The sequence below is a fragment of the Megasphaera sp. AF13-6AC genome, assembly GCF_027685385.1.
GTDB classification, from domain to species: domain Bacteria; phylum Bacillota; class Negativicutes; order Veillonellales; family Megasphaeraceae; genus Megasphaera; species Megasphaera micronuciformis.
In genome coordinates this window covers 1-15,850 of the sequence record NZ_JAQCUN010000002.1, presented here as the reverse complement: position 1 = coordinate 15,850, position 15,850 = coordinate 1, and the positions used below count along the sequence as shown (strand labels likewise).

The window sequence follows — 15,850 nt, the reverse complement described above, 5'->3', positions numbered from 1 at the left end:
CATGACAAAAAAAGAACGAAGCGACCGCTCGCCGAGGCGCAGAAGAAAAGCGGTAGGTAGGAAGAGTACTTTCTTACGTAAAGCCTTAGGTTTGATTATCCTTTTTTTTGTCGTAGCGGGTCTGGCATTTGCCTGGCGTACGAATGGACAGAATTTGGCAGGTAAGGATGCCTTCTCCCAAACGGAAGCGGATATTCCCGTCTATACGCTTATTGTAGGCGTAGATGATGAACAACCTCAACAATGCAATTTTGTCGCCTTGGCAGCCGTAAACAAAGATAAGCACCATGTAGATCTTATTGTTCTTCCCGATAATACGAAAATAGAAGGACGAAAGGAAAAGGGACCGCAGACTTTGGCTTCCGTCTATGGTGAAGGCGGGTTGACGCTTTTACAGGCCGTAGTGGAAGATATGTTTCATGTATCTGTTAAGAATCACATTATTTTTACACAAGAATCGTTTCGTAAGCTCATGGATATGAACGGCGGTATGGATATGTATGTTGAAAAGAATATGTATCATGCCGATAATACGGGACAGACCGACATTAACTTATTTCAAGGATATCAACATTTAAGCAGCGACGAGGCCTTAGGTTATATGCGCTATCTTGACAGTGATGGGGATTTGGCGCGTGCACGAAGACAGCTGCGGTTTATTAAGCTGTTTTTGACGGAACAATTAAAACATTACGGAATGACCAATGCAGTGGAGATTTATCGCTTCTGGACGAGTGTCGATTCCGATATTTCTACTAAGGATATGGCTAAGTTGGTATATGCTTTCGGCGGCACGAATGTATCCGATTTTTCTTTTTATATCCTGCCGGGAGAGTCGTCGACGATACGTAGTGACAAAGCCTTGGATAATGCGGATTATTGGGTGTATGATCCTATAGAAGCACAAAAGCTTATAGGCATGACCAACAACTCTCTGGCTTCGGATGTGACATTCGTACCCGAACGCCCTGTCAGTTCCGGTGAAAAAGATAGTAAGGACAATAAGGACGGCAGAGGCAAGTCGACAAAAGAGGGGAATAAAAAATCCGACGGCAAGGATAATGACAAGGGTGGAGCCGGTGCTTTACCGAACACACCCAAGACTAAAGGTAGTAATCAATAAGGAGTATAAAAATGATTGAACAAAACAATGCATATGAGGTAGCCGTACGGGCTGCCGCGGATAAAAAAGGATCGGCTATTGAAGTTCTGGACATGTCGCAAACATCACTCATGGCTGACCAGTTTGTCATTGTCACGGCTAATAATGTAAAGCAGGCACAGGCTATAGCCGACAATGTAGAAGAAAATCTTAAAAAAGAAGGATTTACGGTTTATCATCGTGAGGGTTATACAACGGGACGATGGATTTTATTGGACGCCGGAGAAACGATAGTTCATATTTTCGTCTCCGACGATCGTGAATACTACGGTCTTGAACAGGTATGGGCAGATGTTCCTCGACTTAAGGTTGCAGGAGAGTAACATGGGCGTCAAGTTATGTGAAAATACGGTTGTCGAATTAAAAGTACTTCGCATAAGTGATGTAGGTGCTTTTTTAGACGGGCAAACGGGAAATACAAATGACGATATTCTCTTACATAAGAATCAACAGATTCACCCGGTTCAGCAAGGGGATACGGTGCGGGTCTTTTTGTATCATGACCCGTCGGGGCGATTGACGGCCAGTATGCGGCTGCCGAAAATCAAGATCGGACAGATCGGATATGCTCCGGTCATCAATACGACCCGTTTCGGAGCCTTTGTCGACGTAGGTACGGAACGCGGCATTTTTATGCCCTTTGCGGAAATGAAGGGTCGCCCGAAAGAAGGAGAATACGTATGGGTTAAGTTATATGAAGATAAGTCGCATCGCTTAGCAGTTACGATGGAAGTGGAAGATGAAATGCGCCGAGCTTCCGTAGCGGCAAAAGATGCAAAAATCGGCGACTGGGTAGAAGGAGCTGTTTACAATATAACGGAAAATGGAGCCTATTTAATGACCCGTGAACGTTGGATTGCCTTTCTGCATCGTAGCGAATGGACTACACCTGTCTTAATCGGTCAGATGATTAAAGGACGCATCGCATTTATACGGGACGACGGGCGCATTAATATATCCTTGCGTAAAGTTAAAGAAGCGGCTATGGACGAGGATAGTGAAAAAATAATGTCTCTTTTAGACGCTCGTAACGGTAAGATGCCCTATGGAGATAAAACGGATCCTTTGGTTATTAAAAGTAAATTCGGTCTTAGTAAGGCCGCATTTAAAAGAGCGTTGGGAAGACTCATGAAAGAAGGCCGAGTACGCCAAGATGACGGATGGACCTATGTCGTTTCTCATGACGAGTAGGACTTGGGAGGAAAAGTTATGAAATACAGAAGTACACGTTCCGATGAAAGGGTAACATCAACATATGCACTATTGCACGGATTAGCTGCCGACGGGGGGTTATATGTGCCTGAAACCTTTCCGGAAAACACGCTTGTATATGACGATATTAAAGGTAAATCATATGTTGATACGGCATGCATTGTTTTGGAAAAATTCTTTACAGACTTTAATCGTTCCGATATTCGTAAGATGGTTGAAAAGGCATATAATTCGACTACCTTTGATGACGAACGGATTGTGCCCTTGCGTTCTTTGGATACGGACGTATCTGTAGCCGAGCTTTTCCATGGTCGTACAGCTGCGTTTAAAGACTTGGCCCTTTCCTTGTTTCCGTATTTGTTGACAGCCGCCAAGGAAAAAGAAAAGGAAGTCGGCCAGATTTTAATCCTTACGGCTACGAGCGGCGATACGGGCAAAGCGGCCTTGGAAGGATTTAAAGACGTAGAAGGTACTAATATAGCCGTTTTTTATCCTGAAGACGGAGTCAGCCCCATGCAAAAGCTGCAAATGCAGACACAAGAAGGAAAGAATATTTCCGTTACGGCTATTGACGGCAATTTCGATGACGCTCAGTCGATGTTGAAACGAATTTTTACGGATAAGGAAATTAATGACTATGTAGCCGAAAATGGTGCCGTATTTTCCAGTGCCAATTCTATTAATATAGGACGCTTGTTACCGCAGATTATCTATTACGTGTTTACGTATGCATCCTTGGTTGATGACGGCGTCATCGGTGAAAAAGAATCCTTTGATGTTGTCGTACCGACAGGTAATTTCGGTAATATTTTGGCCGCTTATTTGGCAAAAAAAATGGGTATTCCCGTGGGCACTCTAATTTGTGCTTCCAACCGTAACAAGGTTTTGGCCGACTTTTTTGCTACGGGCGTGTATGATATGAATCGGGACTTTTATGTAACGACCAGCCCGTCTATGGATATTTTATTATCCAGTAATTTCGAACGCTTTTTATACTATTTGACAAACGGTGATGTAGATGCCGTTAAAGGCTGGGAAAAGGAGCTTCAGGAAACTGGAAAAATGTCCGTACCCGAAGCGCTTTTGAAAAAAATCGATCTGACCTTTGCCGGCGATTGGATTGATGATGAAGAAACAAAAAATGTCATTAATTATGCATATAATGATGAAACGTATCTCATGGATCCTCATACAGCCGTAGCTTATGGTGTGTATTTAAAAAGAAAACGTCAGGGTCTTGTGTCAGGTCGTCATACCGTTGTCATGTCAACGGCTCACCCCTATAAATTCCCGCCTGCCATGTGTCGAGCTTTGGGGGTACCTGTCGATGAAAATCCCTTTGATTCTTTGGAACGGTTGACAGCACTGTCGGGAATTGGCATACCTTACTCCTTAAAAAGGTTGCAAGACTTACCTTTAAGATTTACGAAAACCGTAGATAAGAGTGAGATGAAGAGGACAGTTACGAAATTTATTGATGATGCTACCAGGTAGAAAGAGTAGTTATAATGAACAAAGGAGTTATTTATTCGGTTTTAGCCGCCTTGGCATTTAGCTTTCAGAATGTTATCGTCAAAGATTTATCCGTATCTATGGGTACCGGAGAAATTGCATTTTTTAGAGGAACAGTAAGTGCCGTTATTATAGTGGCTCTTATGAAACTACAGGGAATTCATCTTTCCCATGAAGACCGCCCCACACTGGCACTACGAGGCGTTTTGGGTGGTGTCGGCATGGTTTGTATGTTTTACGGACTGAGGGGAGTGCCCTTGGGCGATGCGTCCATATTATCACAATTGTCGGCGTTTTTTGTCATGCTCTTTGCAGCGATTTTTCTGAAAGAAGTCATTCCTAAAAAAGCTGTTCTGCCGCTTATTTTTATTATCGGAGGAGCATCGCTGGTTGTCAGACCGTGGCATTTTGATGCTTTTAACGTCTATTCGCTCTTTGTCTTGGCACAGGCGGTTTTAGCAGCTGCTGCCTATACGACGGTCAGTAAGCTGACCGCTTCGGGAAAACATCATCAATACGAAATCGTTTTGTATTTTCTTGTTTGTGCGGCTGTAGCAGGTGCGGTGTTGATGGGAGCGGATTTTCATTGGCCCGATTTTCATGAATGGATTTTCTGTCTGATTTTAGGTATTAATTCTGTGTTGGCTCAAATCTGGATGACCCGCTCTTACATGTACGGAAACGCTGTCATTGTAAGTTTTGTAGCGTATATTGCCGTATTTTTCAATTCCCTCTGGGGATTTATTTTCTTTGACGAAGTCATGACGTCCATGACTTTGATTGGAGGAATTTTGATTATCGGCGGTTCTATGTATTTAACAAAAATGAAACATGAACGTTTAAAAAGTAAGGCCGCCTAAAAAAAGCACCTCTTTCAGAGATCTCTGAAAGAGGTGCTTTTTCATATTCGGTACAATTAAGAATCAAGAGGCAATTCATCCGGCGTAGAACAAAAAAGAAAATCGGGATTACGTTCTATAATCCAATCGGCTTGCCACTCATTGGTGATGAGCAGGACAATTCGTTGTTTATGATCTTTTACAATCATGGCGCTGTCAATATTCTTTAAGTCGCGATAATCGCGGTCTTGCGAATAAATCCATTTGGCTACGGAGTAGGGGAGACGATTCATTTCCAAGGTTACACCGTATTCGTGAAGAAGTCTGTATTCGAGAACTTCGAACTGTAATTGACCGACAGCTCCGACAATATAACTTTCCATAGAACCGGGATTTTCATAAATCTGCACAGCTCCTTCTTGAGCCAACTGAGTCATACCTTTTAGGAACTGCTTGCGCTTCATCGAATCTTTGGCACGAATGCGGGCAAAGAGTTCAGCCGGGAAGGTGGGGAAATCGGCAAAGGTGACGGGGAGTTTGCCGCTATAGAGCGTATCGCCTACGCCTAAGGATGAGCTGTCGAAGACGCCGATAATGTCACCGGGCCATGCATCTTCTACCAGAGTTCGTTCTGTAGCGAGAAATTGTTGGGGTTGCATGAGCCGAACTTGTTTACCCGATTGTCTGTGTGTGACAGTCATACCTTTTTCGAATTTTCCCGAACAAATTCTCATAAAGACAATGCGGTCATGGTGCTGCGGATTCATGTTGGCTTGAATTTTGAAAATAAAGGACGTAAACTGCTCGGACATGGGGTCTACGGAGCCTTCTTTAGTTTTACGCGGTTGCGGCTTGGGAGCCAGTTCAAGAAATTTTTCCAAGAAGGGTTTGACGCCGAAGTTGGTCATTGCCGAGCCGAAGAACATGGGTGTCAAAGTTCCGTTTTTGACTTTCTCCATGTCAAAAGCATCACCGGCAGCATCCAAGAGTTCAATATCGTCGATTAACGATTGATGAACTTCATCAGATAAGAGTTCTTTAAATGCCGGATCATCGGCGCTACCTTTAGTAGAGGCCAATTTACGTTGGCCATGGTTCGTGTCCTTTTCAAATAATTCTATAGAAGAGGCCGTACGGTCATAGATACCTTCATAACTGCCGTTAACGCCTAAGGGCCAATTCATAGGGTAAGCTCTGATACCGAGGACCGTTTCTATTTCATCCATAATGTCGAAAGGGTTACGACCGAAGTGGTCGATTTTATTGACGAATGTAAAAATGGGGATGCCGCGTTCACGGCAAACTTTAAAAAGTTTTTTTGTTTGCGCTTCGACGCCTTTAGCTACATCGATAAGCATGACTGCACTGTCGGCAGCCATTAAGGTCCGATACGTGTCTTCACTGAAATCTTGATGGCCCGGCGTATCGAGAATATTAATGCGGTGGCCTTCATAGTCAAATTGTAAAACCGAGCTGGTAACGGAAATACCGCGCTGTTTTTCAATTTCCATCCAGTCCGAAACCGCATGTTTCGATGTTTTCCGGGCTTTTACGGATCCGGCTAAATGAATGGCTCCTCCGTAGAGCAGGAGTTTTTCCGTTAAGGTTGTTTTTCCGGCATCGGGATGAGAGATGATGGCAAAGGTTCTCCGCTTATTGACTTCTTCTTGTAAAGACATGGTACACCTCGTTCGTTTTGTATAGTAACAGTAATAAATATTATATAAGTTTTTTCTTTGACGGGCAAGAAAAGGCGAGTCATTCCTCGCTGACTTATACTTATATAATTTTTAAATAAGTGGATTAGAAGACCTTATACTATGCTATAATACTGAGTATTACAATGTGTGAGGTGTGAAATGAGAATTCTTCATTGTTTAGCACAACTTCCTATGAAAACGGGAAGCGGTGTATATTTTGATACGGTACTGCGTTACATGGACGAGAGAGGTCATGAAAATGCGGCTTTATACGGCGTACAGGCTCCCTTTGATCCGGATCTTCCCTGTACGGAAACCTTTCCTGTCGTGTTTAATTCCGATGTCTTACCCTTTCCCATAGCCGGTATGAGTGACGAAATGCCGTACGACTCTACGGTGTTCGGTGCTATGAGTGATGAGGACTTACAGTTGTATATGCAGGTTTTTCGTAAACGGTTGGAAGAGGCGAAAAGAATATTCAGACCTCAAGTTGTTATTTCTCATCATATATTTTTGATGACAGCCATTGTACGTGAAGTGTTTTCGGATATTCCCGTAGTGGGTATCAGTCACGGGACGGATTTGCGCCAAGTACGCAAACATGATCGTTTTCTGACCTTTCTGGAAGGGGCTAAACGTTTAGATGCCTATTGGGCTTTGGGGGAGAATGATAAAAACTGTCTGACCGATCTTTTCGGCTTGAAACGGGAGCGCATCGAAGTGACGGGCGGCGGATTTAAGGATACAATCTTTTATGCCGAAGATGCCGATGAAGCCAAAAAAGAACGTCGTCGGCAATTGTCACCGCAAGTGGTCTATGCCGGAAAAATTTCTCGTTCAAAAGGGATTTTTGAATTTATACAAGCCTTTGTAAAGGCTCAAGTTGAATTTCAAAGACGGCATAATTCTCCTCCGGCCGAATTAATATATATAGGTAACGGTACGGACGAGCAAATTGAAGAATTGAAGCGTCTCAGTGGATATAACGAGCGGATCCGATTTTTGTCGGCTATGGCACAGCCTGATTTAGCGGCTCTTTTAAGGCAAGCCGATTTTTATACCTTACCGTCTTATTATGAAGGCATAGCCTTAACGGCTGTCGAAGCCATGGCTTGTAATTTGCCGGTTATTACGACGAAGATCATCGGTCTTATGGAATTATTGGGCCCTGTCGTAAATGAGTCAGGCTTTATCGAGTATGTAGATCTGCCGCGGTTATATGATGTAGACAGACCGGTTGAGGAAGACGTCCCGGCATATATAGAAAGATTGACCGAGGCCTTATTACGCCAATTTGAAAAGTGGGCTATAGGAGAGGTAATGCCTCCTCACGTGCGAGAAGCCGTGGAAAGTCACTCATGGCATCATCTTATAGAGGAAATGGAAGCACGTTTGATGGCATTAATTCATAAGTATAAGCGAACTTAAGTAGGTATTTGATTTCCATTACGTCTATTCAATAATACAATAGGAGCATATATTCAGACGTAGTGAGGTGAGGATGTAGTTCATCAAGAACCCATTTGGGCTCGTAAATTTATTTTCTTGATTTGCCGTATGGGTTATTTATTTGTTTCAGCCTCTTATAGTTGTCGCTTCTTTTTGGCAGGACAAGAAAGGAATAACGGTCTAACTCGAATTTATGTATTTTATGTGTATACATGTATGTTGAGGATTTACACGAGTATTTAAATACCGTATAATTTATCGTAGTAAGAGGTTATTATTCATGTATTCAGGGTTAGTATAAACCTAAGGAGGATGATGGATATGGCTCGACCGACAGTGACGGAAATTACGGAAAATTATACGAAACGTCCTGTTTGGGCGGAAATCGACTTGGACAGAGCCGCCGAAAATATGCGTGAAATTCGCCGCATTACCGGGAAGGACCGCTTAGTGACAGCCGTTGTTAAAGCGGATGCATACGGACACGGTGCCGTCATGTTGTCCAAGGTGTTCTTACAAAACGGAGCGGATCGCTTAGCCGTATCCAGTCTTGATGAAGGAACGGAACTGCGGCGGGCAAAAATCACGGCGCCTATCCTTATTTTAGGGCATACGGCAGGAGAACGGGCCGAAGAATTGTTGGATAATGACATTGAACCGGCTGTTTTTTCTTACCGTGATGCGGAAATGTTTTCTCGGAAAGCTGTAGAAACGGGGCGTGAAGTCAAAATTCATATTGCAGCCGATACGGGAATGTGTCGTATCGGGTATGTTCCCTCTCCCGAAGCGATAGAAGAAGTCAAAAAAATTGCCGCCTTGCCGGGAATTACCATGCAAGGAATTTTTACACACTTTAGTGAAGCCGATATTGCGGATAAAGAATGGGCACACGAACAGCATAGCCGTTTTTCAGCTTTTATCGATGCATTGAAAGGGGCAGGTGTTACTTTTAATATTCATCATTGTTGTAATAGTGCCGGAACATTGGAACTTCCCGATTTTCATAGAGAAATGATTCGGCCCGGTATTATTCAATACGGATACGATGCCTCCAAAGAGGTGCTTGTGACGGGCACGAAGATTAAACCCGTCATGTCTCTTCGCTGTTGTATTACCCATCTCAAAACTATATATGAAGGCGATTGCGTAGGTTACGGCCGCCACTTTACGGCCAAGGGTCCTACGAAGATTGCTACGCTTCCCATCGGATATGCCGACGGATACAATCGGGCTCTTTCGTCAAAAATCGATGTTATCGTACACGGAGTGAGAGCTCACCAAGTAGGGAATATTTGCATGGATCAATGTATGATCGACGTAAGTCATATTCCCGATGTGAAAGTCGGCGATGAAGTCGTTCTTTTCGGAGAACAGGGAAGTGAATGTGTAAGTGCCGATGAAATTGCCGATACGTGTCATACGATTATTCATGAAATTACGTGTAACATTAATCGGCGTGTACCGCGTGTTTACGTACAAAACGGAAAGATTGTACAACGATTGGAATACTTGACTCAATCATAATATGTCAGGTTATATCGGCAGTCTCTTCATAGAGGCTGCCGTTTTATATAACAAATATAAAACAAAGGAGAGAAAGTTATGCAGGAATTTCAAGCTTTTTTGGCGTCCACACCCGTATTTGCCTTTTTCATCTTATGTGCTCTGTATGCCATCGGTGAATTTATCGGTACGTATACGAAGGCATGGATTCCGTCCGTCTTCATTATTGCTATTTTATTTCTTGTAGGATACTGGACATTCTTACCGAAAGACATCGTTAAGATGGGCGGTTTAGGAGCGCCTTTGGGCGGGATTATTGCAATCATGTTGGCTATTACTCACATGGGTACGGCTATTAGTCTTAAGGAGCTGTCAAAACAATGGAAGGTCATTGTTGTTTGCCTGGCAGGTCTTTTCGGCATGGTTGTATTTTGCCTGGTTCTGGGGCTCTTCAATGTCATTGATTTCAACTACATTGTTGCAGGCTTACCTCCTTTGACAGGCGGTATCATTGCTGCGACGATGATGCAGACGGCAGCTGCCGAACTGGGCCTTGAAAAGGTAGCTATTCTGGCTATTTGCATGTACGTATGCCAGGGGTTTGCAGGGTATCCTTTGACGGCTATTATGCTGAAAAAGGAAGGTAACAAACTTTTGAAAGAATACCGCGAAGGTAAGCGCAAAGACGATGCGGCAGTAGGCGATATTGATGCGGAAAACGGTAAATTTACAGCTGAAGAAGCACCGAGAAAAACCCTCTTTCCGCAGGTCCCGGATAAATACTATTCGGTCAGCTACTCCTTAGCAACCCTTGCTATTATAGGTACCTTATGCCTTGTTGTCGGCAGTTGGACCAAGTCGTTTATGGGAGCTTATGCAATCAATCCGGCAGTATTGGCTCTTATTTTCGGTATTATCGCCACGGAATTGGGTTTCCTTCGTCCCAATATTCTCGTTAAAAACGGCTGCTTTAATTTCATCATGTTCATCTTGATGGTCTTTATTTTCGGGGGACTTAGCAGTGCTACACCTGAATTGTTGGCAGAAATTCTCGGACCTATGGTGCTTATTATTGTAGTCGGTGTAATCGGCATGGTTATTTTGGCTTATTTTGTATCGAAGTTCTTGAAGATGAGCCCGTATATGGCTATTGCTACAAGCCTTACGGCACTTTACGGATTTCCGCCTAACTATGTATTAACCGATGAATGCACGACGGCTTTAGCCAAAACAAAGGAAGAAAAGAAAATGCTAATGGACGAAATGTTGCCGCAAATGATTGTCGGCGGTTTCGTTACCGTAACGATTACGTCCGTTATTATCGCATCTCTTTTCATTCCGCTCTTACAACCGTAAGAGTTATATATAAGGGGGACTTAGTATGAATTTTAAAGATAAAATGCCGTCTTATCATGACTATGTCATTGCTATGAGACGCGAGTTTCACCGTATTCCCGAACTGAGTTTTGCCGAACATGAAACGACAAAACGTATCGGTGAAAAATTGAAGGAATTAAATATTCCCTTTGAAATCAATCCGGAAAAAAACACGGGTCTTATCGGGGTTATTAAGGGTGATAAACCCGGTCCGGCAGTAGCTTTAAGAGCTGATATCGATGCCTTGCCCGTAACGGAAGATACGGGTCTCGACTTTGCGTCGGAACATAAAGGGGTCATGCATGCTTGCGGTCATGATAATCATATTGCTATGTTGTTGGGTGCCGCTAAGATGCTTAAAGACGTACAAAGCGAATTGTCCGGCACGGTATATCTTGTTTTCCAGCCGGCTGAAGAAATCGGCGTCGGAGCTCCGTATATGATGAACTTCGGCGACTGGTTCGAAAAAAGCGGGGCTATCTTCGGAGCCCATATTTGGGGCACCTTCCCGGCAGGTAAAGTCGGTGTTCGCAAAGGTGAAGAAATGGCGGCTACGGAACAATTTACGATTCGTATTAAGGGAAAACAGTCTCACGGATCCCAACCCCAACTCGGCGTCGATGCGGTTCTCATCGCCTCGGCTACGGTCATGAACCTTCAAGGTATTGTGGCAAGACAGATTAGCCCTCTCGATTCGGTAGTAGTGACGGTCGGTACGATTCATGGCGGCGACCGTTGGAATATTGTGGCCGGCGAGGCTGTATTGGAAGGAACGGTTCGACATTTCAATAATGAGATCAGCAAAAAGGTAGAGCACTCCATTCGGCTGATTGCAGAATCTACGGCTCAGGCCTATGGCGGTACGGCGGAACTCGAATATCATTCGACGGTTCCTCCTACGGTTAACGACGAAGCATGTACTGTCGTTGTTGAAGAGGCTGTAACGGATGTACTCGGCAGGGACGCTCTCTTTGAATGTGAAAAAAATATGGGCAGTGAAGATTTTTCCTTCTTCCAGGAAAAGAAGCCCGGTGCGTATTTCTTTGTAGGGAACTATAATGAAGAAAAAGGTACCGTTTGGTCTAATCACAGTAATCACTTCACATCCGATGAAGAGGTTCTTACGGGAGGTGCAGCGGTATACGCACAAATTGCCGCTTCATACTTGGAAAAACATTCGTAAAACAAAAAAAGAGGACTGCATAGCAGTCCTCTTTTTTTGTCGGTTTGATACGGTAATCCTATAAATGATCGTGAGGATAATGTATATGAAATTCTCCCTTGTATTTAGTAGCTGTCATATCATGACGGCGTACTTTATCGAACATTTGGGAACGAGCCGTTGTTGTATCATCCGAGTTACCGTGTTTACCGCCGAAAAGCGCAAAGTCGGTCTTACCCAAGGTGTACATGACCTGAATATAGAACTCGCCCGAGTGTCCCGAAGGCTTGTTATAGCCCGTATCGACGGCAATATGAGGCGTAAGATTTATTTCCGTACCTATTTTATAGCCGTCTTTATAGGTGTTGAAGGTATGGAGTAACTTGCCGTATAGACCGCGGACATCCCGGTGGATATTCCAGTGATATCGATTAATATAAGGTCGCAGATAACGAGCATTTTTAAAAGTTCGGGAATAACCGATATCATATCCCGAAGCCGTCATAGAGCGACTTGTGTGGACTAAGGATACGCCCGTATCAGGTGTATTGTCAGGTGTATTGTAAGGAGCCGGATAGGGCTCATCTATTGTGCTCTCCGAATAGAAGAAATCTCCGTTTCCTAAGTGTTTATAAAAATTGGCATAAAACTTATTTTGGCCTACTACATATTCGGCTCCCACACCGGCACGTCTGTAGTTATCCTTAAAAGAATAGTCGTAGAAAGCGTTGGCTCCTACATAGGCGTTTTCGTTTCGGCTTAAGTGGCGATAGCCCAAACCGATACTGCCCGTCGTACCGATGCGATCGTATCGGTTGACCTGACGCTCTTCATAGATGACAGTGCCGGACCCCGGAACAGGCTGGTTTACGTATTCGTCATAAGTAAAGACGTCACCGAAATTGGAAGAAACACTGCCTTGAATGAACACGAGGTCTTTCGACGTTTTTTCATCGTAGTGACCCAAAGGTTGTAAGGTTTCTAGGGCATATTGAGGCTCGTGATTCGTCTGAAATTTGGCTTTTATGTCCGTTCGATCGAGCCAATTGTGGGTTAAGGGCATTTCCTTTTCAGTTGAAAGTGTTTCGGCACCTGTCGCATAAGCGGATGAACCTACGCTACAGATGAGAAGACAGGAGAGTATGGCCCCTTTAACATTAAACTTATTATTCACGTATAAAACTCCTTATAATTTTTTCTATGCTCATATTGAATTATATATAAGCATCCTGAAAAATACAAGTAACTGATAATATTTTGTGATAAAGAAATATACTCTTTATAAAATATTCATACTTAAGTCGGCAATATTGCCGACTTAAGTATGAATAAAATTCGATAGTTAACATATTTGATTATTTCCAAATAAGGACGAGAGGAAGGCCGAATTCCTTTTTGAAAGATTTCGTAAATTCCTGCATGGCGTAATCGGCACTTTCATAGGGAGCCCCGTCTTTGGCATGGAGGATAATGATGACTACGTCGTCTTTAATTTCCACATCCATTCTTTCCACAATATTTTCATACGTATGGTCCGAGGCTTCGGCCAAAGCCAGAAGTACGGACATTTTGCGAATAACGGCCCATTCGTCATCAGAGGGAATATTGGCATATTTATAGGCTCTTTGAATTTTACGACTGATGCCGTGGTGAAAGCCTGCAATAAAGGCCGTCATCATTTGTTCTCTTTGGGTCATGCCGTATAAGGGGGCATGGCCGATAATGAAGGCCGAGTGACGGGCATGATTGTAAAAGTTTACGCGCTTACCGATGTCATGCAAGAGAGCCGCCGTGACAAGTAATTCGCGAATTCGGTCGTTGCATTTATGCAAGGGATTCAGTCCGTCAAAGAGCATGGCCGATACCTTGGCTACTTGATTTAAGTGCGGCCGATTCAAGTCGGCAATATTTCCCAAGTAGTTATTAATACTGAAGGCCAGAATATTGTCGAGACGGGGACTTTTCATTTTATACATCTTCGCATAATACTCAAAGAAAAGACCTTCACGCAAACCGCACCCGCTGACGATTAGTTCGTGGGCACCCACCAAATCAAATATGGTTTTAATGACGGCACCGCCGGCAATAATAACATCGCTTCGTTCGCTTGACAGACCGGGTACCTTCTTGCGAGCCGCCGGCGTTTTTTCGACAAGCATCCGGAAAATTTTTTCAAAATCTTCATGTAACAAGAGGTAGTTATGAATGGTCGGTAGCTCATAGTTGCGGGCCCGTTGATCCATTTTAGCAAAGTTGCGGGCCGTGCCGCCGATACCGACAAGGGGGAGCGACACGTCTTTTAGCCACGATACTTCGGCTAAGGTTTTGCGTAAAAACTTCAAACACGTGTGTAAGCGATCTTCCGAGACGGCCCCGGACGTGTCAAATCGTTCCGTAATAGTGACGGCACCGACGGGGACGGATACGGCATGAACGATATTGCGATCTTTAACCAGCGTTAATTCGACGCTGGCACCCCCTAAGTCGAATAGGATAAAATCTTGAATATCAATAGTGTTAATAGCGCCCAAGTAACCTAAATAAGCTTCGCGTTCACCGGCAATGACGGACATGGAAATACCCGTTTCTTTTTTGATTCTTTCCAGAAAGAGTATACCGTTATCGGCATTGCGAACAGCTGCCGTAGCAACGGCCAGGCAAGTTTTGATTCCCTTAATATCCATAATATGTTTATACACATGAAGACTTTTTAAAGCCTTAGCCATGCCTTCTTCCGTAAGAGAACCTGTACGTGATAAGCCCTGACCCAGACGAATGGTTTCCTTGTCCTGATAGACAAAAGAATAGGCTTTGTTGTCCTTAATTTGAGCAATGACGAAGCGAATGGAGTTTGACCCCATGTCGATAATGGCTATATGTTCCATAGTAACCTCATTTCCGTAGTGACGGTGTCTTTTTATTTATTGTACAGATAAAAGGGCGAAAGATAAAGGGATGAAGAACAAATCTTTTTGGCATCAGTTCTTTAATGAATATATGAAAAGTTTTTATGTGTGTACTATAATATATATGAAATGAAGGTGCTTTGACCTGTAAAGGACGGTAATATTGATGATTCATGCAAAGGAAAATAGATATTTAAACCGTGAATGTACGTGGATAAACTTTAATGAGCGAGTGGTTAACGAGGCTGCGATTTCGTCTATTCCTTTATTGGAACGAGTTAACTTTCTATCTATCAGTGCTTCTAACAACGACGAATTTTTTATGATTCGCGTAGCCGGTATTAAGCATTTATTGGCAGAACAGATAACTCGTAAGGATATTGCCGGCTTGACACCGAGGGAGCAGTTTGAAGCCATTCAATTGATGGAACATTCTCAGTGTCGCCGTCAATATAAAATTTATAGAGACGTTAAAAAGCGATTGTCGGCAGAGGGGATTCATATTATTTCCTTTGATGAGGCCAATGAAGAAGAAAAACTTTATTTGGAAAAATACGTAAAGGAAGAAATCTACCCTGTAGTTACACCCTTGGCTGTCGATACGGCCCACTTTGTACCTTTCTTGGCGAGCTTATCTTTAAACTTAGCCGTATTTTTGCAACGTGAAGGCGGCGGCCTGACGAAGGCGGCCGTACTTCCCGTTCCGTTAAAAACCGTACCGAGACTCATTGAAATACCGCAGAAAAGGGGTGGCCATACCTTTGTCTTTTGCGAGGATCTCTTAGCGACTTACGGTCATCTTTTTTTTCCGGGATATATAATTACGGAGATCAAGCCCTTTAGATTGACTCGCGATGCCGATTTGGAAATCAGTAAGGATGCCGCAGACCTGTTGGCGGAAGTAAAAAAATCGCTGAAAAAACGAAAAAAAGGGGCCCCTGTTCGCCTGGAAACGGACTGTCGTGTCAGTCCGGCCATGCGACACTTTTTAAAGACCGTGGCTGACGTGGAAGAAGCTGACATTTATG

12 protein-coding genes and 1 pseudogene are annotated in these 15,850 nt (G+C 43.6%); 10 read left to right on the top strand and 3 right to left on the bottom strand.

Annotation, left to right across the window (positions count from 1 at the left end):
- Window position 1 precedes the first annotated feature (1 nt).
- Genes PGX78_RS00280 through PGX78_RS00260 form a run of 5 tightly spaced genes read left to right on the top strand, consistent with a single transcriptional unit; the run spans window position 2 to window position 4,746 of the window.
- Window positions 2-1,123, top strand: coding sequence for an LCP family protein (locus tag PGX78_RS00280; RefSeq protein ID WP_270444589.1), 1,122 nt, complete (start codon window positions 2-4; stop codon window positions 1,121-1,123).
- Between the two features lie 11 nt (window positions 1,124-1,134).
- Window positions 1,135-1,485 carry a ribosome silencing factor gene (gene rsfS, locus PGX78_RS00275; protein ID WP_006942484.1) on the top strand — a complete coding sequence of 117 codons (351 nt, stop codon included), beginning with the start codon at window positions 1,135-1,137 and terminating at the stop codon, window positions 1,483-1,485.
- 1 nt (window position 1,486) lies between these two features.
- Window positions 1,487-2,353 (top strand): CvfB family protein, encoded by an 867-nt coding sequence (locus PGX78_RS00270; RefSeq protein WP_006942485.1) that lies wholly within the window; start codon window positions 1,487-1,489, stop codon window positions 2,351-2,353.
- Between the two features lie 18 nt (window positions 2,354-2,371).
- Window positions 2,372-3,868, top strand: coding sequence for a threonine synthase (gene thrC / locus PGX78_RS00265; protein ID WP_270444582.1), 1,497 nt, complete (start codon window positions 2,372-2,374; stop codon window positions 3,866-3,868).
- A gap of 14 nt (window positions 3,869-3,882) precedes the next feature.
- Window positions 3,883-4,746 (top strand): DMT family transporter, encoded by an 864-nt coding sequence (locus PGX78_RS00260; protein WP_270444579.1) that lies wholly within the window; start codon window positions 3,883-3,885, stop codon window positions 4,744-4,746.
- Between the two features lie 56 nt (window positions 4,747-4,802).
- On the opposite strand, the gene PGX78_RS00255 is transcribed toward PGX78_RS00260, so the two are convergent.
- Window positions 4,803-6,404, bottom strand: a complete 1,602-nt coding sequence (locus PGX78_RS00255; protein WP_006942488.1) for a peptide chain release factor 3 — start codon at window positions 6,402-6,404, stop codon at window positions 4,803-4,805.
- Window positions 6,405-6,584: 180 nt separating this feature from the next.
- On the opposite strand from PGX78_RS00255, the gene PGX78_RS00250 reads away from it, so the two are divergent.
- The 4 genes from PGX78_RS00250 to PGX78_RS00235 all read left to right on the top strand — a co-directional run bounded on the left by PGX78_RS00250 (window position 6,585) and on the right by PGX78_RS00235 (window position 11,937).
- Window positions 6,585-7,853: a glycosyltransferase family 4 protein gene (locus PGX78_RS00250; protein WP_270444571.1), complete on the top strand. Its 1,269-nt coding sequence runs from the start codon at window positions 6,585-6,587 to the stop codon at window positions 7,851-7,853.
- Between the two features lie 342 nt (window positions 7,854-8,195).
- Complete coding sequence (alr, locus tag PGX78_RS00245; RefSeq protein WP_040774319.1) at window positions 8,196-9,398, top strand: alanine racemase; 1,203 nt, start codon at window positions 8,196-8,198, stop codon at window positions 9,396-9,398.
- A gap of 78 nt (window positions 9,399-9,476) precedes the next feature.
- Window positions 9,477-10,733, top strand: coding sequence for a hypothetical protein (locus PGX78_RS00240; RefSeq protein ID WP_270444567.1), 1,257 nt, complete (start codon window positions 9,477-9,479; stop codon window positions 10,731-10,733).
- Window positions 10,734-10,758: 25 nt separating this feature from the next.
- A complete protein-coding gene (locus PGX78_RS00235; RefSeq protein ID WP_270444565.1) occupies window positions 10,759-11,937 on the top strand; it encodes a M20 metallopeptidase family protein in 1,179 nt (392 codons plus the stop codon).
- A gap of 58 nt (window positions 11,938-11,995) precedes the next feature.
- Here the strand turns inward: PGX78_RS00235 and PGX78_RS00230 are convergent, their stop codons facing one another.
- Window positions 11,996-13,090, bottom strand: a complete 1,095-nt coding sequence (locus tag PGX78_RS00230) for an inverse autotransporter beta domain-containing protein (RefSeq protein WP_270444562.1) — start codon at window positions 13,088-13,090, stop codon at window positions 11,996-11,998.
- 181 nt (window positions 13,091-13,271) lie between these two features.
- Window positions 13,272-14,801, bottom strand: a complete 1,530-nt coding sequence (locus PGX78_RS00225; protein WP_270444559.1) for a Ppx/GppA phosphatase family protein — start codon at window positions 14,799-14,801, stop codon at window positions 13,272-13,274.
- 187 nt (window positions 14,802-14,988) lie between these two features.
- Between PGX78_RS00225 and PGX78_RS00220 the strand changes: the two are divergent.
- Window positions 14,989-15,850, top strand: a pseudogene (locus tag PGX78_RS00220) (RNA degradosome polyphosphate kinase); the annotation flags it as partial.

What these genes read in the sequence shown, in the direction of transcription:
- rsfS (WP_006942484.1), top strand. Translation starts at nt 1,135, where the DNA reads ATGATTGAACAAAACAATGCATATGAGGTAGCCGTACGGGCTGCCGCG.
- PGX78_RS00240 (WP_270444567.1), top strand. Translation starts at nt 9,477, where the DNA reads ATGCAGGAATTTCAAGCTTTTTTGGCGTCCACACCCGTATTTGCCTTT.
- PGX78_RS00280 (WP_270444589.1), top strand. Translation starts at nt 2, where the DNA reads ATGACAAAAAAAGAACGAAGCGACCGCTCGCCGAGGCGCAGAAGAAAA.
- PGX78_RS00270 (WP_006942485.1), top strand. Translation starts at nt 1,487, where the DNA reads ATGGGCGTCAAGTTATGTGAAAATACGGTTGTCGAATTAAAAGTACTT.
- PGX78_RS00255 (WP_006942488.1), bottom strand. Translation starts at nt 6,404, where the DNA reads ATGTCTTTACAAGAAGAAGTCAATAAGCGGAGAACCTTTGCCATCATC.
- PGX78_RS00250 (WP_270444571.1), top strand. Translation starts at nt 6,585, where the DNA reads ATGAGAATTCTTCATTGTTTAGCACAACTTCCTATGAAAACGGGAAGC.
- PGX78_RS00260 (WP_270444579.1), top strand. Translation starts at nt 3,883, where the DNA reads ATGAACAAAGGAGTTATTTATTCGGTTTTAGCCGCCTTGGCATTTAGC.
- PGX78_RS00225 (WP_270444559.1), bottom strand. Translation starts at nt 14,801, where the DNA reads ATGGAACATATAGCCATTATCGACATGGGGTCAAACTCCATTCGCTTC.
- alr (WP_040774319.1), top strand. Translation starts at nt 8,196, where the DNA reads ATGGCTCGACCGACAGTGACGGAAATTACGGAAAATTATACGAAACGT.
- thrC (WP_270444582.1), top strand. Translation starts at nt 2,372, where the DNA reads ATGAAATACAGAAGTACACGTTCCGATGAAAGGGTAACATCAACATAT.
- PGX78_RS00235 (WP_270444565.1), top strand. Translation starts at nt 10,759, where the DNA reads ATGAATTTTAAAGATAAAATGCCGTCTTATCATGACTATGTCATTGCT.